This is a genomic window from Synechococcales cyanobacterium CNB, from assembly GCA_030263455.1.
GTDB lineage: Bacteria > Planctomycetota > Phycisphaerae > Phycisphaerales > UBA1924 > CAADGN01.
Genome location: SZOZ01000002.1, coordinates 352,321 through 372,537 on the forward strand (window position 1 = coordinate 352,321; position 20,217 = coordinate 372,537).

General features: G+C 71.5%; 14 protein-coding genes. 5 read left to right on the top strand and 9 right to left on the bottom strand.

All coding sequences use genetic code 11. The features are described 5' to 3' along the window. Positions 1 to 3 precede the first annotated feature (3 nt). Positions 4 to 1,422, bottom strand: coding sequence for a glucose-6-phosphate isomerase (locus FBT69_03115; protein ID MDL1903787.1), 1,419 nt, complete (start codon positions 1,420 to 1,422; stop codon positions 4 to 6). 46 nt (positions 1,423 to 1,468) lie between these two features. Here FBT69_03115 and FBT69_03120 point away from each other — a divergent pair, with 46 nt between their 5' ends. Next, on the top strand, positions 1,469 to 2,032 hold the full coding sequence (locus tag FBT69_03120; protein ID MDL1903788.1) for an inorganic diphosphatase: 564 nt from the start codon (positions 1,469 to 1,471) through the stop codon (positions 2,030 to 2,032). 346 nt (positions 2,033 to 2,378) lie between these two features. On the opposite strand, the gene FBT69_03125 is transcribed toward FBT69_03120, so the two are convergent. From FBT69_03125 to FBT69_03140, 4 genes are all read right to left on the bottom strand, one after another. Continuing rightward, on the bottom strand, positions 2,379 to 3,599 hold the full coding sequence (locus FBT69_03125) for an LOG family protein (protein MDL1903789.1): 1,221 nt from the start codon (positions 3,597 to 3,599) through the stop codon (positions 2,379 to 2,381). Beyond that, the gene (locus FBT69_03130) at positions 3,506 to 7,912 is read right to left on the bottom strand and encodes a hypothetical protein (GenBank protein ID MDL1903790.1); all 4,407 of its coding nucleotides are present in this window, start codon (positions 7,910 to 7,912) and stop codon (positions 3,506 to 3,508) included. The genes FBT69_03125 and FBT69_03130 overlap by 94 nt, the downstream gene beginning before the upstream one ends. An 85-nt stretch (positions 7,913 to 7,997) precedes the next feature. Next, on the bottom strand, positions 7,998 to 8,972 hold the full coding sequence (locus tag FBT69_03135; GenBank protein ID MDL1903791.1) for a TIM barrel protein: 975 nt from the start codon (positions 8,970 to 8,972) through the stop codon (positions 7,998 to 8,000). A 38-nt stretch (positions 8,973 to 9,010) separates the two neighbouring features. After that, entirely contained in the window at positions 9,011 to 9,436 is a 426-nt protein-coding gene (locus tag FBT69_03140) for an acyl-CoA thioesterase (GenBank protein MDL1903792.1), read from the bottom strand. Positions 9,437 to 9,930: 494 nt separating this feature from the next. Here FBT69_03140 and FBT69_03145 point away from each other — a divergent pair, with 494 nt between their 5' ends. The 3 genes from FBT69_03145 to FBT69_03155 all read left to right on the top strand — a co-directional run bounded on the left by FBT69_03145 (position 9,931) and on the right by FBT69_03155 (position 13,328). Further along, positions 9,931 to 10,503: a GNAT family N-acetyltransferase gene (locus tag FBT69_03145; protein ID MDL1903793.1), complete on the top strand. Its 573-nt coding sequence runs from the start codon at positions 9,931 to 9,933 to the stop codon at positions 10,501 to 10,503. 219 nt (positions 10,504 to 10,722) lie between these two features. Then, positions 10,723 to 12,120, top strand: a complete 1,398-nt coding sequence (locus FBT69_03150; GenBank protein MDL1903794.1) for a VCBS repeat-containing protein — start codon at positions 10,723 to 10,725, stop codon at positions 12,118 to 12,120. Beyond that, positions 12,120 to 13,328: a PEP-CTERM sorting domain-containing protein gene (locus FBT69_03155; protein ID MDL1903795.1), complete on the top strand. Its 1,209-nt coding sequence runs from the start codon at positions 12,120 to 12,122 to the stop codon at positions 13,326 to 13,328. The genes FBT69_03150 and FBT69_03155 overlap by 1 nt, the downstream gene beginning before the upstream one ends. Positions 13,329 to 13,363: 35 nt before the next feature. Here the strand turns inward: FBT69_03155 and FBT69_03160 are convergent, their stop codons facing one another. From FBT69_03160 to FBT69_03170, 3 genes are read right to left on the bottom strand one after another with little or no spacing between them, the layout of a single operon-like run. After that, complete coding sequence (locus FBT69_03160; GenBank protein ID MDL1903796.1) at positions 13,364 to 15,469, bottom strand: hypothetical protein; 2,106 nt, start codon at positions 15,467 to 15,469, stop codon at positions 13,364 to 13,366. Beyond that, a complete protein-coding gene (locus FBT69_03165) occupies positions 15,466 to 16,188 on the bottom strand; it encodes an ABC transporter (protein MDL1903797.1) in 723 nt (240 codons plus the stop codon). The genes FBT69_03160 and FBT69_03165 overlap by 4 nt, the downstream gene beginning before the upstream one ends. After that, a complete protein-coding gene (locus FBT69_03170) occupies positions 16,185 to 17,399 on the bottom strand; it encodes an ABC transporter ATP-binding protein (protein MDL1903798.1) in 1,215 nt (404 codons plus the stop codon). Before FBT69_03170 ends, FBT69_03165 begins: the two co-directional genes overlap by 4 nt. Between FBT69_03170 and FBT69_03175 the strand changes: the two genes are divergently transcribed. Beyond that, entirely contained in the window at positions 17,005 to 18,972 is a 1,968-nt protein-coding gene (locus tag FBT69_03175) for a response regulator (GenBank protein ID MDL1903799.1), read from the top strand. The genes FBT69_03170 and FBT69_03175 overlap by 395 nt on opposite strands. Before the next feature lie 12 nt (positions 18,973 to 18,984). Here FBT69_03175 and FBT69_03180 read toward each other — a convergent pair whose 3' ends face one another. Continuing rightward, the gene (locus FBT69_03180; GenBank protein MDL1903800.1) at positions 18,985 to 20,199 is read right to left on the bottom strand and encodes a hypothetical protein; all 1,215 of its coding nucleotides are present in this window, start codon (positions 20,197 to 20,199) and stop codon (positions 18,985 to 18,987) included. Positions 20,200 to 20,217: the final 18 nt, after the last annotated feature.

The following is a 20,217-nucleotide window of genomic DNA, read 5'->3' on the forward strand; positions in this document are numbered from 1 at the left end:
CATCTACATCTGGTAAGGCGTCTCGACGAGTGCGGCCTCGACACGGCGCAAGTGCTTTTCGAATCCCGCGCGGCCCATCAGCCCGAAGGTCGCCTGTTTGCCGGTCTCGACGGCGGGCTGGTCGTAGGCGTCCACGTTCAGCATCAGGCCCGCGTAGGCGGTCGCCACTTCCCAGAGACAGATGAACTCGCCGACGTGCCGCTCGTCCACCCGGGGGAAGCGGATCGTGTAGTTCGGCCGCTGGCTCTCGACCAAGGCGTACTCGGTGGCCCGCTTCTCGGCGTTGATGAGTGTGCCGAGCGTCCTGCCTTCGAGGTAGGCGATCGCCGCCACGCCGAGGCCGGCGGGGATGGGCACGTCGCGGCCGAAGTCCCCCACTTCGAGGAAGCCGATGACCTTGTCGTTCGGCCCCTCACGGTAGAGCTGAATCTGCGAGTGCTGGTCCGTCGCGCCCAGGGCCTTGATGGGCGTGAAGCCGGCGAAGACCTCCTCGCCCTGGCGGTCCACACGCTTGCCGAGGCTCTCGGCCCACAACTGCCGGAACCAGTCCGCGAAGCCGTAGAGCGCGTTGCAGTAGGGCATGAGGACGTGGTTGGGCTTGCCCTTGCGGGTGCCGAGCTCGACGAGCAGGAAGGCGAGCATGGCGGCGGGGTTCTTCAGCAGGTCCGGGTCCGAGCAGCGGCGGTCCATGTCGGCCGCACCGTCGAGCAGGGCCGCGCCGTCGATGCCGCACATGACCGCACTGAACAGCCCGACGGGGGAGAGGACGCTGAACCGCCCCCCCACGCCCTCGGGCACCGGCAGCGTGTCGTAGCCCTCGGCGTCGCAGATGGCCCGCATGGTGCCGCGCTCGGGGTCGGTGATGGCGACGACGTTCTCCTTCGCCCGCGGGCCGAGAGCATCTGCCAGCATGGCGCGGACGATCATGAACTGGGCCGCGGTCTCGGCGGTCTCGCCGGACTTGCTGACGACGTTGAAGAGCGTGCGTTCGAGGCCGCCGTGCCCGGCGCAGAAGTCGAGCGTCGCGCCGAAATGGGCCGGGTCCACGTTGTCGAGCACGAACAGCCGCGGCAGCCCCCCGCGCTCCTCGCTCGTGAGCAGGTTCCAGGTCGGCGGGCGGAGGGCGGACTGCAGCGCCGCGTTGCCGAGCGCGGAGCCGCCGATGCCGAGCACGACGAGGTTGTCGTAGTGCCCGCGCCGGCGCTCGGCCGCGGCGTGGACGGCGGCGAGGTGCGCGGAGCGCATCGGGTTGAAGGGCAGTTCGCGCCACCGTTCCCACCCCGAGCCGCGCGACGCGGCGAGCAGCCCGGTCAGGTGGGCGCAGGCGGCGTGGCCCTCCGCGCCGGGCTGGAGGCGGGCGGGGTCGAGGCCATGCGGCCCCACGCGGTCGGCGAGGCAGTTGGCGTAGTCGAGCGTGAGCATGCGCGGAGGATACCGCGTGGAGCGCGGCCCGCGCTACCCTCCCGCCATGATCCATCCGTGGCACGACGTGACGCCGGCCGTCCCCGGGCACCCGCTGCCCGGGGTCTTCCGCGCGGTGATCGAGATCCCCAAAGGCTCCGGGAACAAGTACGAGTTGGACAAGGGCTCGGGGATGCTGATGCTCGACCGCGTGCTCTCCAGCGCGGTCTACTACCCCGCGAACTACGGGTTCCTGCCGCAGACGCTGGCCGAGGACGGTGACCCGCTGGACGTGCTGGTCTTCTGCGCCGAGAAGATCGAGCCGATGTGCCTGTGCGCCGCCCGCGCGGTCGGGATGATGACGATGATCGACGACGGGCAGCCGGACCACAAGATCATCTCGGTGCTGGTGAACGACCCCGAGTACGCCGACTACCGCAAGGCGAGCGACTTCCCCCGGCACACCTTCAAGATGCTGCGCCGGTTCTTCGAGGACTACAAGACCCTCGAGGGCAAGGAGGTCGAGGTGGACGAGGTGATGCCCGCGGAGGTCGCGTACGCCATCATCGAGGATGCCCTCGCCCGCTACGACACCGCCCGCCGCACCGGCGGGGCGAAGGGGATGTTCTGAGGGACGGCGGGAGGGGCCGAGGGGCTTCTGCTCCTTGGGGCGGGGTCTTGTGGGCCGCATCGGTGGCCCCGGACCGGGGGAACATCCCCGCCTTTGCGCAGTCCGTGCGCTGCGGACGGCCCGTTCCCTAGCGCGAACGGAAGGTTCGCGCGCGCGAAGATGAGGTTCGCGCGCGCGAAGACGAGGTTCGCGCGCGCGAAGACGAGGTTCGCGCGCGGGGACGCGACCTTCGCGCTCGCGGAAACGCCGCTCGCGCGGGCGAGCCGGACCTTCGCCCGCCGGATTCGGCCCGCCACCCCTGCCACCCCCTCTGCCCTCGCCCCCTCCGCACCCCCTCGCGGGTGGCTCACTCCGGCTCGAACTCGTTGATGCGGTCGATGAGGGCTCGCACCAGGCCGAACTTGTGGCGGGTGTGGACGAAGGCGAGGCGCGGGAGGTCGAGGTGGTCGTCCTCGGCGTCGAAGGGGCCGCACGGCTCGATGCGGCCCTTCCTGACCAGCACGCCGAACTCGTCGTTGAGCCGCTCGACGTCGCGCCGGTGCAGCGGGCGCTGCAGCCGGATCACGAAGGTATCGCGCACGTAGCGCGAGGAGTGGTAGGTGCGGTAGAAGCGCAGCACGTGCTCGACGCCCTCGCGGGGGGTGGCCGCGATCGTGTAGAGGTTCAGGTCCTCGGGGCTGATGAAGCCGCCCGCGAGCAGGGCCTCGCGCACGAAGCGGTCGAACTGCGCCCAGTACGACGGCGCGCCCGGCCCGCGCTCGCCCTCGACGAGCACGATCGGGATCATCGAGGCCTTGCCGGTCTGCACGAGCGTGAGCGTCTCGTAGGCCTCGTCGAGCGTGCCGAAGCCGCCGGGGAAGAGGGCCACCGCCTCGGCCTGCGAGAGGAACATCAGCTTGCGCGTGAAGAAGTAGCGGAAGTGGATGAGCTTCTCGTCGCCGGCGATCACGTCGTTGGCGGTGGTCTCGAAGGGCAGGCGGATGGCGACGCCGAACGACGCGCCGCGCCCGGGGCCGACGTGCCCCGCCTTCATGATGCCGTCGCCCGCGCCGGTGATCGCCATCCAGCCCGCCTCGGCCATGAGGCGGCCGAACTCGACGGCGGCGGCGTAGTCGGGGTGCGTCTCGGGCGTGCGGGCCGAGCCGAAGATCGAGACCTTGTGCGGCCGCGCGTACTGCCCGAAGACACGGAAGGCGTAGCGGAGCTCCTTGACGGCGGCGGTCATCAGCTTCAGCTCGCCGGTGTCGCGCCCGTCGGGGATGAGCTTGAGGGCGGCCGTCATCAGGTCGCGCACGAGTCGGGCGTCGAAGGCGTCGCACTCGCGCCCGGCGACCTCCGCGATGAGCGCGTCCAGCGCGGCCTGCACGCCGGGATCGTCGGCGCGCTTCTGGCGCGGCATCTCCGGCGGCGCGGCGCTCTCGTCGCGGGGCGCGGTGTCGGCGGGCGGGTCGAGTTCCTGGCGGTTGTGCTCGGTCATGGACGGTCCCGCTCGTCCTCGGGAGGTGGAGGGTAGGCGGGAGGCTCGGGCGCGACGGGCGGCACGACCTGACGCAGCTTGGAACGCCATGCGGGCGTGACCCGCCAGCGCCGCTCGGCCTCCTCCCGGGCGTCACGCTCGAGCCGGCGCAGGTGCTCCTCGGACTCGGAGAGCCGCCGTCCGGCGAGGCGCGCGAGCAGCTGGCGCGTGCCGGTGAACTGCTCGGCCGTGATGCGCGGCTCGCCCAGCGTGCCCCGGACGGCAGTGGTGATGATCTCGTCACGCATCGCCTCGATCACCGGGCTGAGCAACGGGACGCGGCGCGTGCGCCGTGAGTTGAAGCGCAGGTCGAGCTCGGCCCGGGGCCAGGACATGGAGCCGAAGCCCACGATCTCGACGCTCGGCGCGCTGACGAGCAGGCGTTCGAAGAAGACCGAGCCGTCGCGCACGTAGAACTCGGCCTCGGCGAGCGAGAGCGTGTCGCCGGTGGGCACCGCGAGGTTGCTGAACTCGATGAGCGGGAGCATGAGGGGCAGGTCGAGGACGCGGGCGCCGCGGTCGCCCGTGACGATGACCTGGCCGCGGCCTGTGGTGCGCCGCGGCTCGCCGATGCGTCCGGCGACGTCGAGCGAGGCGCACAGCGCGCCGCCCCAGCGCGTCTCCGGCTCGTCGCTCGGGGGGGGGCGGTCGCCCGCGAGCAGGGCGAGGTCGGCTCGCTCGCGGTCCCAGTCGGCGAGAACAGCGACGAGAGGCACGTCCACGAGGCGCAACTGGGCCTCGAAGTCGCGGCCGGGGGCGTCGCCGCGAAGCGGATGGACGACAGCCGCGCCGGTCATGCGGCCGCCGTGGCAGTGCGCGACGATGAGGGGAACGACGACGCGGCGTTCGTCGGTGCCGCTCTCGACACGGGCACGCCCGTCGGTCATGTCGATGCCGGCGACGCGGAGCGAGTCCGCGGCAAGATCGACGCGAAACTCCGGGGAGGGGAGCTCGGGCGTGCGCTCGGCCCGGAAACCCACGACGCCCTTGACGTGCGTGACGGGCGCGCCGACGTTCAGCGAGGCGTCGGCGAACGAGAGCAGGCCGGTGGTTCTGAACCGCGCCGGCGTGCCCGCCGCGTCGGCGACGATCGAGAGTTCGACGGAGCGCGCCGTCAACGGGCCGTCGACGGCGATGGCGAGCGCGCGGAGCATCTCGTCGATCTCGGGCGGCAGGAGCGCTCGGTGGGCATCGGCGAGGCCCGCGGGGCTGTCGAGCGAGATCGACGCACTGAGGCTGATGGCGTCGGGCCGCGGCACGACCCAGGAGCCGTCGAGCCAGAGCGTCCACCCGTCCGCCCGGCAGACGATGTGTTCGACGCGCCCCTCGCTTCTCGTGAAGGTGACGCTGCCGGAGACTCCGGGCCAGTGCGCCTCGACGCCCCGGCTGGTGAGCGAGAGCGACCTCGGGCTGATCGTGCCGCGCACGTCGAAGTCCGTGCCCTCGGCGTCGATCGCCGGCGCGGGAGGGGTGAGTTGCAGCAGCGCATCGAACCGCCCGCGGGGGTTGAGGGCGTCCAGCGTGTCGGCGGTTTCGCCGGGGATGGCGGCGCGAAGGACGCGGCGCGTCAGACCGTGCTCGAAGCCCCAGCCCTCGGCATGGACGGCGAGCGAGTGCCCGTCGCCCCAGCGGCCTCGCATGGGAAAGCGGCCGTCAGCGACAAGCCGACCCGCGTCCTCGCCGGCAAAGGCGACGGACGCGCGCACGTTGTCGAGCACGACCTCCTCCGCGCCGATCGGCTCGGCGCGAACGACGCCCGTGAGCGTGTCGAGGAGGACGCGGCCGTCGAGGGCGTCGAAGGCGAGCGCCTCGCCGCCGGTTACAACGACGGCGGCGGAACCGAGCGAATCGACGGTCCCGGAGAACGACGCGATGCCGTCAACGATGCCCGCGGGCCTGTAGCGAGCGCGAAGGTCGGCGATGGCCGCGCCGCCGTTCGGCGAGAAGACCGAGGCCGCGTCCTCGATGGCGAGCGAGAGGTCGAGACTTCGCGCCTCGACGGAAGCGGTGAAGGTTGTCGGCGTGTTCGTGCCCTCGGGTGCGAAGCGCACGTCGGCGTCGATGAATGCGCTGCCCGTCGCACGCCCTGGCGAAGCGGGCGGTACGGCCGCGGCGAGCCGCAGCGCCAGCCGCTCCTGCGTGACCGCGACCGTGCCCGTCAGACCGCGCAGACCGAACGGCTCGGCCCCCGATTCGCGCGGCGCGTGCAGCGGCGAGGCCTCGACGCCTTCGAGCGCGGCGTCCACGCTGAAGGCGAGCGCGCCGTCCTCGCGCGGCCAGATGTTGGCGACGCAGTCCATCGAGCCGCGCAGCCGCATGTCGGTGAGGATGCGCTTGAGGCTGACGCCCTCGCCGGTGGGCCGGTCGGCGGGGCCGGGGAGGGCGTGGATGAGCCGCGCGTCGATCGGGAAGGCCTGGGCGATGATCTCGACCTCCGGCGGGACGTCGAGGTCGGTCGAGACGTCGGCGGAGGCGGCGACCTCGGCGCGACCCCCGGCAGCACCGGTGAACTCGCCCCGTTCGAGGACGGCGTAGCGCTCGTCGATGACGACGACGGCGCCGCGCGCGACCATGGGGAGCGGGAAGTGCTCGGGCACAAGCCCAGCGCGCGGCAGGCGCACCTCGATCGTGCGCTCGTAGTCGGTCTCGTCGCCCTCCTCGCGCGTGACGTGGACACGCACGCCCGCACTCGCGCCGAACTCAAAGACCGGCGCTTCGAGGGCGCGCCGAGCGGCGATGAGCTCCTCGACTTGCGCTTCTCCCGGCGGCGAGGGGCTTTGCTCAATCTCCGCGACGCGGCGGCGGAGTTCTTCCGCCCGCGCCGGCGTGAGCACCAGCCCGAGCGCGACGATCTCCTCGTAGCGCTCGCGGCTGAAGAGCGCCTCGACGAGCCTGCGGCGCCCCTCGCTCATCGCCGCGAGCAGCGTGCCGTCCACCGGCACATCCTCGACCTCGACGACGATGTCCACCGAGGCGCCGACGCGCGGCGGGCGGATGACGCCCGAGGCCCGAAGCCGCGCCCCGGTCGGCGCGACCGCGGTGACGCGCTCGACGCGGATCTCGTGCTCATCGAAGGTCGTGCGCCCTTCGAGCGAGCCGAAGCGGTAGGGGAAGTCGACGAACGAGGCCGTGCCCTCGCGCACGTCGAGCACGCCGCGGACGATGACCGGCGCGGGCTGGCCGTCCGTCGGCTCGGCGCGGCTGACGCGCACCTCGGCATCGACCAGGCCCGTCGGGTTCGAGAAGTTGCCGAGCCAGCGGCGCGCGATCTCCGGCGCGAGCGGGATGAGCGCCGGCTGCTCCTCCATGCGGAACCCGCGCGTCGTCAGCACGCATTCAAACGGCGAGTCCGGCTCGAAGCCCGTGTAGATCAGTCGCGTGTCGTAGCGCAGGTCGCCCACGATGCCCGTGAGCACCGCCACGAACCCGTCCGTCGTGAAGGCGATGCTCCCGCTCGTGTCGTGCATGCGAACGCGCTTGCCCTCGTCCTCGAAGGGGAGCGTCAGGGCGACGCGCTCGAGGTCCACGCGCGCCAGCACGCCTGTCGCCGGGTCGTAACTGAAGCTCGCCCCCGCAACCGCGCCGCGCAGATCCATCGCCTCAAAGACGCGGCGGAACCGGCTCGGGACCGCGGACGGCGACCACTGCTCCAGCAGCACGCGCTCCAGCGAGAGCGAGAGCCGGCCGTCCTTGTCCACCGCGCCGCTGAGCGCGATCGGCGACCGCCCCCCCCCGGGCGGTGCGGCCTCGCGCAGCGTGATCGTGTACCCCTCGTGCGAGGGGTCGGGCAGCGGCGTCACCTCACCCATCAGCGGCACACGCAGAAGCGCGGTGTACGGCACGCCGGGCACGCCGTGCTCGCCCAGTTCCAGTGCCGCCTCGCGCGTCGAGACCTTCGGCAGCACGAGCGCGCCATCCTTGCCCGACGGCGCTGGCAGGCGCAGCACGCCCGCGTTCAGCGTGCCGTCCGCGTCCGAGACGCTCAGGCGTACGAGCGGGCGGTCGAGGTGCAGCCGCTCGACGACGGGCGAGCCGGAGAAGATCGAGAGCCAGCGGACATCCGCTTCGAGACGGTCGGCCTCGAAGACGGTGCCCGCCGGGCCGTCGATGCCGGGCACGCGCACACGCACGCCGCGCAACGTGTGCGTGCCGCCCAGCCCGAGCCGCACCGAATCGGCTTCGACCTTTGCCCCCAGCGTGCGACCGAGCGACGGCAGCACGAGCCATGCCGCCACGGGCGAACGGGTCGCCACGAGCACCGCACCGAGCAGCACGACAGGCACCGCCGCGGCGACGACCCACCTGCGCCTGTGCGGCCTGCGGGCAGAGGGCTGGGACGGCTTGTCGGCGCGTGGTCGCTTCATCGGACGGAGGGTGCCGACATCATCCTACTGGCCAGATCGCTCCCGGGTTGACGACGCAGTTCGGGCTTCGTGCGGAGGCGACTCGTCACCGCCCTGCCTGCATCTCGTCCCGCACGCGGATGAGCAGGTCGCGCGTGGCGACAATGCCGGCCGGCTCCGGGAGACGCGTGCCCTCATACTCCACGCCGACGTACCCGTCGTAGCCCGCGTCCACGACGATCCGCAACATGCGACGGTAGTCGGTCCCGGTCTCGTTCCCCTGCTCGTCGAAGTCATGGCTCTTCGCGCTCACCGCCTTGGCGAAGGGCATGAGTTCGGCGACCCCCTTGTAGCGGTCGTACTGCTCGTCCTTCGTGAGGTTGAAGTTGCCGAAGTCCGGCAGTGTGCCGCAGTTCGGGTGGTCCACCAGGCGGATGACGCCGGAGAGCCACTCTCCGTTGGAGGAGAGGCCGCCGTGGTTCTCGACGATGACGTTCAGGCCGCGCTGCGCGCCGAGTTCCGTCAGTTTGCGCAAGCCGTCCGCTGCCAGCCGCTGCTGCTCCTCGTAGGTTCCCTGGCTCGCGGCGTTCACGCGGATGGAGTGGCACCCGAGGAACGCGGCCGCGTCCATCCACGGCACGTGGTTGCGGACGGCCTCGGTGCGCTTGCTGGTGTCGGGGTGACCGACCTCGCCCAGCCGATCGCACATGATGAGCAGGCTGCGCACGCCCGCCTCGTCGGCGCGACGCTTCATCTCGGCGAGGTAGTCCGCGTCGCGCACGCGGTCGAAGAAGAACGTGTTGACGTACTCGACCGCGTCCAGCCCGAACTCCTCGCGGGTGCGCCGCGCGAAGTCGAGATTGTCCATCTCCTTGGCGAAGAGCGTACGGTGCAGCGACCACTGCGCCAGCGAAATGCTGAAGAGTTGCTTCGGGGCCACGGGTCGCTCCTCCGGCTCGGCCGGCTGCGTCGCGACGGCCTGCTGACGGTCCGTTCGTCGCGCGCACGCCGCCAGCCCCGCACACGCGACCGCGGCCGTGCACGCGCCAAGAAACCGGCGACGCTCGATGCTCTGACTCATGCCGCCTCCTCGGGTCGGTCGCCAGCATACACACCGCGTCATCGCGCCCCATCCCCAGCCAGCCAGTCCGGGAGCGCCGCGGGTCTGCCGTCGCGGTCGATGCACGCCAGCGTCGTCGAAGCCGTCGCCAGCAGTTCGCCCGGCGCGTGAGGGGTTCCGTCGGTGCGCTCCAGCAGCCGCAACTCGTACTCGTGCTCGATCTTCACGCGGCTCGAACCCATGACGCGCGTCGTGAGTTCGAGCAGGTCGTCGTAGCGGGCCGGCCGCTTGTAGCGCGCATCGAGACGCACGATCGCCAGCAGCACACCCGCACGCTCCAGCGCGGCGTAGGAAAGGCCGCACGCCCGGAGCAACTCCGTGCGTCCCATCTCGAACCACGGCACGTAGGCGGCGTGGTGCGCGACGCCCATCGGGTCGCACTCGCAGTAGCGCACGCGAACGGGGATCGTGCCCAGGGTCGGCACGGGGTGGTCGGGCGTCGGCGGAGGCGATCGGCGGGACACGCCGGACTCTATCGGCGGCCTCGGCGCAAAGCCGCCGCGGCGGGTGGACGACCCGCTGCACCGGGTGGCGGTCTGTGCTTGGGGGTGTTCCCGCCGCGGCGGAGAGACGAGAGCTGGGGGTGGCCGGCGGCGGGCGCGTTCCCCTCCGAACGCACCTCGCCGCCGATCCCCCGGGAATGGCGGGAGCGGGGCCCACTCACGACCCCCGCCCCGCCTGATAGCCGGCCGCCGGTACGGGTCGTCGGGGGCGAGGACTCGCGTCTCCGGTCGGCCGACTCGACAGCCAGCACGGTGGGGGGCTTGCTCGCCCCTCCGTGTCAAGGTGCGTAATTCACGGGAACGAGGGGACAGTGTTCGCGCAAAAAAAGTGTGACCCGCGACGGCACAGGCTGTGCGGTGCGGGCGGACGATCCCAACCACTCGACCGGGGGAACGCCCCCCTACAGTCTCCGCTTATGCCGCAGACCGGAGCCTTGCCGAGCCAGCCGACCGAGCGACCAGCCCTCGAAACAGGGCGGGTGGTCGTGCGCCGGTTCATGACCGGCGACCCGATCGGCGAGATCACTGCCCTGCTGCACCGCGCCTACGCGGGGCAGACGGCGATGGGCCTGCGCCCGCTCGCCGGTCGGCAGGACGACAAGACCACGCTCGACCGCGTGCTGAACAGCGAGTGCTACCTAGCCCTGCTCCCCCACGAGGACGGCACGGAACGCATCGTCGGCGTCATCCTGTTCAAGGAGCACGAACGCGTGGCGTTTCCCGATCTCTTCCTGCGGCCGGACGTGGCGCACTTCGCCATGTTCGGCGTCGAGCCGGAGTTGCAGGGGCTGGGCATCGGGCGGCTGCTGCTGGCGAAGTGCGAGGAGCGCGCGCGCGAGATCGGCGCGACGGAACTCGCCCTGAGCATGGCCGAGCCGGACGGGGCGCTGAGGGCGTACTACGAACGCCGCGGGTACCGCTTCGTCTGCCACTGGCAGTGGCCGTACACGAACTACCGGAGTTGCATCCTGAGCAAGCGGGTGGGGTGAGGGATCGGCGGGGCGAACTTTGTTGTTTGCATCGCCTTGCCAGCCCCGCATCCTCGTTGCATATTGACCCCGTGGGCCACGGGTTCCCGGCTTGCCCCGCGCGGGCCGGGTGGTGGGAGCGCCACACACACAACAGGAGAACGACGATGGCGGCAACGAGCATGAAGGGCTTCGCGGAGCGATCTCTTTCGGTGATTCGTTCGGGGGGGGGTTAGGGTCGTGGCCGCGCTGGCCGTGGCGGGGGGCGTCGGTGCCGGGGAGAGGGCGTGGGGGCAGCAGAAGATTCCGACGTTCAAACCCCCTGCCACATTCAACACCTTCGGCGTGAACCCGTTCGGGCTTGCGGCTGGTGACATCGTTTCTGATGAGCCTGGCCAGCTTGACGGCTACCCTGACGTCGTCGTCGCGAACGGCGGCTTCGACCTCAACACGTTCGAGCCGAACGCGCAGGGCACGGTCACGATCTTCCGCAACACGAAGAACTGGAACAACCCGGCGAACGGGCTTGAGATCGAGCAGATCATCAGCTTCCCGAACTCTTCGCCTCGTCGCGTCGCGCTCGTCGACATGACCGGCAACGGCGTCCTCGACCTCGTGGTGAGCGCGAGCGTTCCCGACCAGTGGAACCAGCAGCCGACGGACACCTGGGGCGTCTACGTCTTCATCAACAACGGCGGCACGTTCTCTCTCAAGAAGCACGTCGAGACCCCGATGCCCGTCAGCGGCCTCGCCGTCGCCGACTTCGACAACGACGGCCTCAACGACGTGGCGGTGTGCGTGGACTTCGCGCTGTTCACGTCCGGCGCAGGCGAGAGCGACTTCGTCTACGTTCTCCAGAACAATCCCAACGACCCTGGGGATCTGCTCCCCAAGGCGCCCATCTCACTCAACATGGAGCAGTACACCAGTTACGACTCCCCGACGGTCCTGCTCGCGGGGGACTTCCACAAGACGCCCGGCGCGCCGCGCAAGGACATCGTGGCCGCCCACTTCATGGCGGCGAACCCCTCCGCGCTCTCGGTCCTGACCGGGCTTGGCAGCTGGCAGTTCTCGCCGGCCAATCACGACAACCCGTGCGCGCCCCTGTGGACCGTGACGTTCTTCGACGCGGTCACCGGGCGCTTCACGTCCGGCTCGCTCCAGGAGGACATCGCGGCCATCCAGGCATCCGGCGGCAGCCTGCACGTGCTGCACGGCAACGTCAACGGCACGTTCAACTTCGACTGCACAACGCCGTTCTCCACGGACGTCTACGATGACACCGCAACGGCCGCCTGCCTGCCCGGACTCCCGATGGTCGCGAACTGGCGTGGCGTTGCCCTCGGCAGCCTCAACGGCGGCACGAAGCCCGACCTCGTCACCACGCTCCCGCACAACGCGAACGAGAGTTACGTCACGCTCCTGCTCGGCAACGGCGACGGCACGTTCCAGTACGTGCGCACGGACTGCCGGTACCACGTGCAGGTGAACGGCACCCGGTCGATCCAGGCGGTCTGCGCCGATCTCACGCAGAGCGGCTTCGACGACATCATCGTCGCGAACCACGACGCGCCGGTCGGCCAGCCGCACACGATCAGCGTCCTCATCAACAAGATGACCATCGGGTGGGTGCCGTGATGAGCAGACGGACGATGACACCGCGCCTTCCGCGGCTTGCGGCCGCACTCCTCGCCGCCGTCGTTGCGCCGGCAACGGCGTGCGCGCAGAATGCTACGTTCACAGGCATCGGATTCCTGAACCAGGAATCACGCGGCAGTTGGGTGTACGGCCTTTCCGCCGACGGATCAACCCCCGTCGGCGACAGCCGCTACAGCGACGGACTGGGTGGGTTCCAGGCGATGCGCTGGCGCGCCGAGACCGGCATCGAAGGGCTGGGGCTCCTCTCCGACACGGCGAGGAACAGCACCGCCTTCGGCGCGTCCACGAACGGCGGCGTGATCGTCGGCGCGGGCAACTCCGACCCCGGCTGGCAGGCCTTCCGCTGGACCGAGTCCGGCGGCATGGTCGGGCTGGGCGACCTCCCCGGCGGCGACTTCTGGAGCCAGGCCAAGGCCGTCTCCGGCGACGGCTCCATCGTTGTCGGCTCCAGCCGCGGGGGGGGTGCGAGCAACGGACTGGCCGAAGCCTTCCGCTGGACCGAGCAGACCGGCATGGTCGGGCTCGGATTCCTCCCCGGCGGCTCGTACAAGAGCAGTTCAGCATCGGGAATATCCGACGACGGCAAGGTGATCGTCGGCGGCAGCAACTCGGCGGAAGGCGGACGAGCCTTCCGATGGAGCGAGGAGACTGGCATGGTCAGTCTCGGCACGCTCCCGGACGGATTCGGAAGTGGAGCGACCGCCATCTCGCCCAACGGGCATTTCGTTGTCGGTCAGAGCGCGGTCAAGGAGTCGAACGGCAACTTCACCCGCGCGTTCATCTGGTCTGAGGACGCCGGGATGACCGCGCTGCCCAACCTGCCCGTGGACTATCTCGGACTTGTGAGCCGGGTGGCCGACGTCGCCGACGACGGCACCGCGGTCGGCTCGACGGACGTGGTGTATCACGACTACTCCGGCCGCACCTACGCCACGGTCTGGCTCGCCGGCAAGGAAGCCGTCACCATCGAGGCGCTCCTGCTCGACTACGGCATCGACGTGCTCGCTATGGGCTGGCAGCTCGAGTTCGCCTACGGCGTCTCCGCCGACGGCCGCACCATCGCCGGCCACGGCCTCAGCCCAAACGGCTTCTACGAAGGCTGGATCGCCCACATCCCCATCCCAACGCCGCACTCGCTGGCGATCTTCGCGCTCGCGGTGGTCTTTGGGCCGCGCCGTTCGCGTTGAACCTCACTCCGCCTGCGCGGCCGAAGCCCCCCCACTCACCCCCGCACGCCGCGCCAGATCGCGCCGAGCAGCAGCACCAGAAGCGGCATGCCCGCGGCCAGGCCCCAGCGCAGGGCGAGCAGGTCGCGGTCGGCGAGGGGGCGGATGCGCGGGGTCGAGCGGGCCTCCGCGCTGCGGGCGATGAGCGATTCCTGCCCCGCCAGCCACCAGACCGAGGCTTCGAGCAGTTCCGCGTTGCCGGGGTAGGCGGGGACGAGGCGGCCCTCGGCCTCGCGCCGCTCGAACACGACCTGATCGACGTGCCAGTTGTTCGAGCCGACCACGACCAGCCGCAGCGGGCCGCGCTCGCTCGCCGCGGCCACCAGCCACGGGCCGTCGCGGTGGTCGCGGGCCTCGTCGAAGGCGGGCGGGTCGGGGAGGTACGGGCGCTGGGCGCGCGGCGTCTGCCACAGCCTCAGCCACTGCGACTCGCGCCACGCGCCGCGATCGGCGTCGATGCGCAGGAGCTCGGTGACGGTCGCGCCGGAGCCTGCTTCGTCGGCGCGACGCAGCGCGACAGGCCAGACAAGTGCGATGCCGAGGTTGCGCACGGCCGCGCCGATCGGGTGCTCGCCCCCGGTCGGGATGACGAGGTGGTCGGTGAGGACGACGCGACCGGTGGGGAGCACTTCGTCGCGGAGGATGGGTGTGCCGGAGAGGGCTTCGAGGCCGAAGCGCTTGAGAACGGCGGCGACCGGGTCCGGCTGGCCGTAGGTCGGCATGACGGAAGGGTTGAGCGAGAGGAGGATGGGCATGCCGTCGTCGGCGAGGCGTTCGAGGGCGCGGCCGAGCGTTGCGGCGCGCTCCGCGCCGGGCTTGTCGGCGGGCGTGCGCGAGGACGCGCTGCTGTCGGGCGAGATCACGACGTAGACGACGGGGCGCGAGCCGATGCGGTCGCGGTCGGTCGTGTGCGGCGGGTCGGGTTCGAGGACGGGCGCCCACTCGAGCACGTCGATGCCGCGGCGTTCGAGGCGCTCGATGGCGTGCGTGAAGACGGGGAGGGTGCGCGTGAAGCGGGTGGCCTCGCCGTGGACGATGACGACGACGGGGCGGTCCGGCTCGACGAGCGAGGCGAGCGCTCCGGCGACGAGTTCCTGCGCACGGGCTCGCGTGTCGGCGCGGACGGCAGTCTCGCTCGGGGCGAGGAGCGAGGCGGCGTCCACGGCCGCGATGCCCACCCCCGCCGGGCCGATGGCGAGCAACGCCTCGGCCGATTCGAGCGCGCCCGCCACGCGCAGCACGCCGGGGCGAGGCAGGCGGCGCAGGGCGTCGGCCGTCGCGGCTGCCCGGTCGCGGTGCGGGGCGACCGCGCCGGCGATCGGGCGGGCGGCGTCGGCAGCGGCGGGGGGCGAGCCGCCCACGGCGAAGCGGGCGGACTCCTGCGCGACGGCGGCGAGTTCGGCGGAACGCTCGGCGAGGGCGTCGGCGAGGATCGGAGCGGCCTCGTCAGGGCGCGGCAACGCGACGCCCCCCCCCTGCTGCGGGGTGACGGCAGCCCCGGCGCGACGCGCGGCGTCGCGGAGTTGACGGGCCGCGAGCCGAGCGACGGCCGACCGCTCCTCGAAGAAGCGGCGGTTGTTGGCGTCGGCGTCGGCGACCGGCTCGATGAGCGAGGCGACGTGCGCCAGGGCCGGCGCGAGCGTGCCTTCGAGCCAGTCGGCGAGTTCGCCGGCGAACGCACCTGCCTCGGCGATGCGTGCGGACTGCGACTCCAGTTCCGGTCGGTCGCGCTCCACGAGCCGATCCACCAGGCGGCGGTACTCCTCGACGCCGGTGGGCGAGCCGGCGTCGATGCGCGTCACCCCGACGGCGTCGCCGGCGCGGGCGACCAGGTCCAGCACGTCGCCGACGGCGCGCCACGCCTGCGGATCGGCGGCGCGGCGGTCGGCAACCAGCACGATTTCGAAGCCCCCCCCCGCCTGCGCCGCCCGGTCAATCGCACCCGAGAGGCGCGGCGCGAGCGACTGATCGCCCGCCGCGGTCAGGTCCAGCCGGACGTCGAAGCGAGCGGCCAGCATCGCGGCGACCACGGCGACAGCGACCACCGCGAACACCGTCGCGGCTGTGATTGACGCCGGCACGAGGCGGCGCAGCACGCTCATCGCCACCTCCTCGATTCGAGCGCGCCCCAGGCGAGCGCGAGGAAGCACGCCGCCCCGCTGACGAAGAACACGGCGTCCCCCAGACCGACGATCCCCTTGGCGAACTCGGCGACTCGCCGCTGGATCGCGGCGGCGTAGAAGGCGTTCTGCGCCCACGCGGGGACGAAGTCGAGTCGCGTGCCGCTCGCCAGCAGCAGCGCGACCAGGAAGAAGAAGGTGAGCAGGAAGGCGAGCGTCTGGTTGCTCGTGAGGGCCGAGGCGAAGGTGCCGACCGCAAGGTACAGCCCGCCGAGCAGCAGCAGGCTCAGATATCCCGCGACGATCGGCCCGGCCTCGGGGCGCGGGTCGGAAACGAGCCAGAGCGTGACAACAAACGCGAGCGTCGGCGCCAGCACCGCGATGAGGAACGCGAGCGCACCGAAATACTTGCCGAGCACAACGTGCGCGTCCGAGACCGGCGAGGTGACGAGCGCTTCGAGCGTGCCGGAGCGGGCCTCCTCGGCCAGCACGCGCATCGAGATCGCCGGCGTGACAGGGAGCATGAGCCACCCGGCGAGGGCGAAGAAGTCGCGCATGGTGGCCACGCCGCCGGGCTGGAGCGTGCCCGCAGCAAAGACGACGCCGGTGAGCGCCGCGTAGAGCGCGATGACGACCCAGCCGACCGGCAGCCTGAAAAAGGATCGGAACTCGCGCCCCGCAATGACTGCCGCCGCGCTCATGCCGCGTTCTCCCGTGCAGGGTCGGCGGCACGCAGCAGGCGCAGGAAGACATCCTCGAGCGAGGCGGGCCTGGCGGAGAGTTCACGCACGGGCACGCCCGCGCCGGCGAGCGCGGCCGCCATCGGCTCGCGCAGGTCGGGTGCGTCGGTGCCCGCCTCGACGGCGAGACGCCGCCAGTGTCCTTCGGTGCGTTCCTCTCGCACGGCGGCGACGCCCATGACGGCGCGCAGGGCAGGCTCCGCCTTGCGCGCCTCGTCGCGGGCTTCGACGATGTAGCGGGCTGGGCCGCCGTGCCGACGCACGAGCTCGGCGGGCGTGCCGTCGGCCAGGAGCATGCCACCGGCGATGATGAGCGCGCGTGAGCAGAGCCGCTCGACCTCGCCGAGGACGTGGGAACTGACGAGCACCGTGCGCGTGCGCCCGAGGTCGCGGATGAGTTCGCGCGTCTCGACCACCTGCGACGGGTCGAGCGCGCTCGTCGGCTCATCCAGCACCAGCACGGGCGGGTCGTGGAGCAGCGCGGCCGCGAGGCCCACCCGCTGGCGGTAGCCGCGCGAGAGGTGCCCGACCCGCCTCCCCCGCACGGCCTCGACGCGGCAGCGCTCCATCGCCGCCCCGATCGCGCGGGCGCGGTCGCGCGGGGCGATGCCGAACAGGCGCGCCCGGTAGCGCAGGAACCCGACGACGCTCATCTCGGGGTAGAGGGGCGCGGCTTCGGGGAGATAGCCGAGACGGCGGCGCGCGTCGAGCGAGGCGCGGCGCGTGTCGAAGCCGGCGACCTCGACGGTGCCCACGTCGGCGGGGAGGTAGCCGGTGATGATGCGGATGGTGGTGGACTTGCCCGCGCCGTTCGGCCCGAGCAGACCCGCGACCTGCCCAGGCTCGACGGTGAACGACACGCCGCGGACGGCGCGGACCCGGCCGAAGGACTTGGCGATGCCGGCAACCCTGATCATGCAGGGGCACAGTAGCGGGGCCGGGCGAGCCGATGTCAAGAGGGCGACCCGCGCCGCGGGTCGGGCAGGAGGCCAGTGCCGCGGCCCTAGACTCTGTCGGGGTCCGCGAGGGAGGCACGCACACGCGATGACGCCCGGGCGTCCGAAGTTGCTCATCGTCGGGGGTCCGAACGTTCCGGCCGAGGAACTGCGGGCTGCGCTCGCCGACCGGTACGAAGTCTCGTCGGGCGACCCTGAGTCGGCGGCGGAGGCCATCCGCGAGGGCGGGGTGCAGGCGCTGCTGGCGGACGCCGGGACACTCAGCCCGATCGGTGCGGACCTCGCGGCCGCGCCGGCGCTGGCGATGCTGGATTCGATCGGCGACGCCCTCTGCCTGGCCCGCGACGACGGGAGCGTCGTGTGGGCGAACGAGCGCTTCCGCTCGCTCGACTCGGCGGCCCAGGCAGAGATCGCGGGCGTGTGCGCGGCGGCAGCGCGGGTCTTTGCCGAAGCGCGCGGCGGAAAGGACGACGGCCAGCCTCCCACCTGCAAGTTCGACGTGCTCGCGGACCAGGGCCGGCGCGTGCTCGAAGTCTACGTGACGCGGGTTGATCTCGGGGGCGAGGCGCGGCACGTGGCGGCGGTCGGGCGGGACGTGACGGCCGTGCGGCGCACCCAGCAGAAGATGGACGCGATCGACCGGGCCGGGAGCGAACTGGTCGGGTTCGAGGCCGACGCGGTGCGCCAGATGAACGCGATCGAGCGGCTGCGGCTGCTCGAGAACAAGATCGTGCGCACAAGCCGCGAACTGCTGCATTTCGACAACTTCGCCATCCGGCTGATCGACGAGCGGACGCGGAAGCTGGAGATGGTGATGTGCTCGGGCATCCCGCCGGAGGTCGCGGACTTCGATCTTTACCCTGAACTGGAGGGGAGCGGGATCAGCGGGTACGTCGCGGCGACCGGGCGGAGTTACGTCTGCAAGGACACGGAGACAGACGAGAAGTTCCTGCCTGGGCTGGCCGGGGCGCGCAGCTCGCTCACCGTGCCGCTGCGGCTGCACGACAAGGTGATCGGCATCTGGGACATCGAGAGCCAGAAGCCGGGGGCGTTCACAGACGAGGACCGGCAGTTCGGCGAGATCTTCGCCCGCTATGTGGCGATCGCGCTGCACATGCTGGACCTGCTGGTCGTCGAGCGCAGCGCGGTGAACCAGTCGGTCAGCGGGCGCGTCGAGGGGGAACTGCGCGAGTGCCTCGAGGACATCATCTCCGAGGCGGAGTGGCTCAGCGGGTTCGCGGCCCGCGACCCCGAGACGGCCAGCCACGTGGCGCGGATCAAGGCGGACGTCGAGAAGATCCGCGCCCGGGTGCGGAACGTGGCCGCCGGGCCGCAGACGCTGCTGGGCGCGGAGCGCGCGCTGGCGGTGCGCGAGAAGGACCCCGCGCTGGTGGGCAAGCGAGTGCTGGTGGCGGACGACGAGCCGAAGATCCGGCGCATCATCAGGGACGTGCTGCGCAACCGCGGCGCGACGGTGACGGTCTGCGAGAACGGCGCAGAGGCAATCGCCAGGCTGGAGGCGTGCGGTCGCGGCGAGGAGCCGCCGTATGACCTGGTGCTGTCGGACATCAAGATGCCGGACCGCAACGGGTACGAAGTGTTCAACACGGCGCGAACCTCGCTCCCGGGGGTGCCGGTGATCCTGATGACGGGGTTCGGGTACGATCCGCACCACTCGATCGTGCGCGCGAGCCAGGAAGGATTGCAGAGCGTGCTCTTCAAGCCCTTCCAGATCGAGCGGCTGATCGACGAGGCTCGCAAGGCCGTCACAGGCAGCGGGCAGGCCTGATGCGAACGACGCTCACGCGCCTGCCGCGCTCGCGTGCAGCGAGCGGATGCGAGCGAGATAGGCGTCGGTCGGCTCGATGTTCCGCCTTGCCATGACCGCCTGCACCACTTCGAGGAACTTCGGCAGGCGGTACAGACGCTCGCCCTCGTCCGTCGCCCAGGCGAAGGGGCGCACGCATCCGGAAACGGGCCTGCTCGCCGCCCACATCGTCCCCAGATGCACCACCGCGCCCGTCATGATGCGCGTGCCGATCGCCGTCTTCGCGTGGTCGCCGATCATCGCGCCGAGAAAAGTCTCCCCGGTGCGCTCGTTCGGGCCGGCGGGATCGGCGCGGGCGATGACCTCGGCGTAGGTGTTCAGAAGGTTCGAGTTCGTGGTGCCCGCGCCGAGGTTCACCCACTCGCCGACCCACGAATCGCCCAGGAAGCCCTCGTGCACCTTGTTCGCGTAGCCTTGGAAGACAACCCCAGCGACCTCCCCGCCCACGCGGCAGCAGCGGCCCACGCAGGTGTGCGCCCGCAGCACGGCGTGCTCGACGACGCGCGACTCCGGCCCGACATAACACGGTCCGACGATCACCGCTCCGGGCCGCACGATCGCCCCCGCGCCGATGGTGATGCGACCGCCCTCGGCGTCCAGCACCGCACCGGGCAGAACCTCCGCGTCCGGATCGATCTGCACGAACGAAGCGTCGCCGAGCACCGTCACGCCCGCGGGCACATCGCGCGGGCGCGCATCGCGGGCGAGCAGGTCCAGGTCAAACTCGACGGCTTGGTCGCGCACGGCGCGGAAATGCCACGGGCGGCTCAGCAGCACCGACTCGTCCAACTCGACGCGCTCCGCACCACCGTCGTCGCCTTCGAGCAGGGCGCGGGCGGCGTCCGGCGCGAGCAGCGCGGCCACCACATCCCCGCTCGCCGACTCGACCAGCGCCTGCCCCTCGCGCAGTAAGGCGAGTTGGCCAGGAGGCATCGGGCACCGGCCGTTCACGAGCAGGAGAGGTCCGGCGACACGCGCGGGGAGCCGGTTGATGGGCAGGTCGTGGCGTTCGCCGGTGATGGCCTCGAGTTCCGGCGGCACGAAGAGGGCGACGACGCGCAGATCCAGCGATGCCGTCACGCGGTGCAGCGTGCTCAGCGGGCCGAGGCGCACGTCGAAGACGGGGCGGAGGCCGGTGAGGGGTTCGAGCCGTGCACGGGCGTCGTCGAAGAAGACGGCGGAACGCATGAAGCCAGTCTACCGAAC

Excerpts from the sequence above, each read along its gene's own strand:
- FBT69_03175 (MDL1903799.1), top strand. The coding sequence starts at position 17,005 with ATGATGCGGATGGTGGTGGACTTGCCCGCGCCGTTCGGCCCGAGCAGA.
- FBT69_03125 (MDL1903789.1), bottom strand. The coding sequence starts at position 3,599 with ATGGCGTTCCAAGCTGCGTCAGGTCGTGCCGCCCGTCGCGCCCGAGCC.
- FBT69_03135 (MDL1903791.1), bottom strand. The coding sequence starts at position 8,972 with ATGAGTCAGAGCATCGAGCGTCGCCGGTTTCTTGGCGCGTGCACGGCC.
- FBT69_03180 (MDL1903800.1), bottom strand. The coding sequence starts at position 20,199 with ATGCGTTCCGCCGTCTTCTTCGACGACGCCCGTGCACGGCTCGAACCC.
- FBT69_03115 (MDL1903787.1), bottom strand. The coding sequence starts at position 1,422 with ATGCTCACGCTCGACTACGCCAACTGCCTCGCCGACCGCGTGGGGCCG.
- FBT69_03155 (MDL1903795.1), top strand. The coding sequence starts at position 12,120 with ATGAGCAGACGGACGATGACACCGCGCCTTCCGCGGCTTGCGGCCGCA.
- FBT69_03165 (MDL1903797.1), bottom strand. The coding sequence starts at position 16,188 with ATGAGCGCGGCGGCAGTCATTGCGGGGCGCGAGTTCCGATCCTTTTTC.
- FBT69_03160 (MDL1903796.1), bottom strand. The coding sequence starts at position 15,469 with ATGAGCGTGCTGCGCCGCCTCGTGCCGGCGTCAATCACAGCCGCGACG.
- FBT69_03145 (MDL1903793.1), top strand. The coding sequence starts at position 9,931 with ATGCCGCAGACCGGAGCCTTGCCGAGCCAGCCGACCGAGCGACCAGCC.
- FBT69_03130 (MDL1903790.1), bottom strand. The coding sequence starts at position 7,912 with ATGAAGCGACCACGCGCCGACAAGCCGTCCCAGCCCTCTGCCCGCAGG.
- FBT69_03120 (MDL1903788.1), top strand. The coding sequence starts at position 1,469 with ATGATCCATCCGTGGCACGACGTGACGCCGGCCGTCCCCGGGCACCCG.
- FBT69_03170 (MDL1903798.1), bottom strand. The coding sequence starts at position 17,399 with ATGGCCTCCGCCGCCGACTCAGGGTCGCCCGACGAGACTTCGTACCGG.